Origin of the sequence: Synechococcus sp. R55.7 (assembly GCF_047461955.1) — a bacterium.
Lineage (GTDB): Bacteria > Cyanobacteriota > Cyanobacteriia > Thermostichales > Thermostichaceae > Thermostichus.
Map to the genome: position 1 here is coordinate 9181 of NZ_JANSIC010000044.1, position 1277 is coordinate 10457.

A 1277-nucleotide genomic window follows, 5' to 3' on the forward strand; every position below is an offset into this window, starting at 1 on the left:
GCCATTGTTTATTGTCAACGCTCATTGTGAACGCTTCTGACCAACCCTGCTATGAGCCTGCCCACCCCCTTCGGTCTTCACCCCAGCACAACCGAATTCGATGCCTCGGATGCCCTGCGCCTCAGCCAGCGTCTGATTCAAGTGGGGATCGCCCTCTCCTCAGAAACAGATCTGGGGCGGCTGCTGGAGTTGATCGTTGCTCAAGCCCGAGAACTGACCCACTGTGATGGGGCCAGCCTCTTTGTCCGAGAGGGAGAAGAATTGCGGTTTTTCGTGGTCAACCGCCATGAGGAGCTGCGGGATCTGCGCCTGCCCCTCAGCCCTTCCAGCATTGTGGGCTATGTGGTGCTCACCGGGGAGAGCCTGAATCTGCCAGATGTCTACCACCTGCCCGCCGACCGGCCCTATGCCTTTAACCCACAGGTGGATCGGCAGACCGGCTATCGCACCCGCTCCTTGCTCACCGTGCCGATGCGGGATCCCTCAGGCAAGATCCTCGGCGCCCTACAACTGTTGAACCGCCTAAAGCCGGATCACCCCACCCCCCTAGCTCCTGACCAGGTGGCTGAGTGGAGCCAACCTTTTTCTGAGCTGGAAGTCAGCGTGGCAGAAGCCCTAGCCTCCCAGGCGGCGGTTGCCTATCAAAACGTCCAATTGCGGGAAGAGCTCAAATCTGCCCACTTCGAGACCATCTTCTGTCTGTCTCTGGCCGCAGAATACCGGGATCAAGATACCTCCTTTCACCTGAAGCGGATGAGCAACTACTCTCGCATCATCGCCAAGCACTTGGGCCTATCCAGCCATGAGCAAGAGCTGATCTTCTACGCCAGTCCCATGCACGATGTGGGCAAAATCGGGATCCCGGATGCCATCTTGCAAAAGCCGGGGCGTCTGACCCCAGAAGAACGGCAGATCATGAACCGTCACCCTGAGATCGGCTACGAAATTCTCAGCAAGTCCGACTCCGAGCTGATGCAAAAGAGCGCCATCATCGCTCTGACCCACCACGAGAAGTTCGACGGCAGTGGGTATCCGCGCGGCCTCAAAGGAGAAGGGATCCCTCTAGAAGGGCGGATTGTGGCCTTAGCCGATGTATTCGATGCCTTGGCCAGCCGTCGCCCCTACAAAGAAGCCTGGGCTTTGAATGAGGTCTTTCAGTTTGTAGAAGACAACAGCGGCAGCCATTTCGACCCGCAAGTGGTGGCCGCCTTTAACCGAGGACGCAGCGAAATTCTGGAAATCTACCACCGCTATCAAGAAACCCGCTAAATCCAGCT

Annotated in this window: 1 protein-coding gene; it reads left to right on the forward strand. The window is 57.6% G+C overall.

The window, feature by feature from the left end:
- The first annotated feature begins 51 nt into the window (after positions 1-51).
- Positions 52-1269, forward strand: coding sequence for an HD domain-containing phosphohydrolase (locus NW820_RS03765; RefSeq protein ID WP_414406721.1), 1218 nt, complete (start codon positions 52-54; stop codon positions 1267-1269).
- Positions 1270-1277 lie beyond the last annotated feature (8 nt).

Bases quoted from the DNA above. Each gene is read 5' to 3' on its own strand.
- NW820_RS03765 (WP_414406721.1), top strand. From the start codon at position 52: ATGAGCCTGCCCACCCCCTTCGGTCTTCACCCCAGCACAACCGAATTC.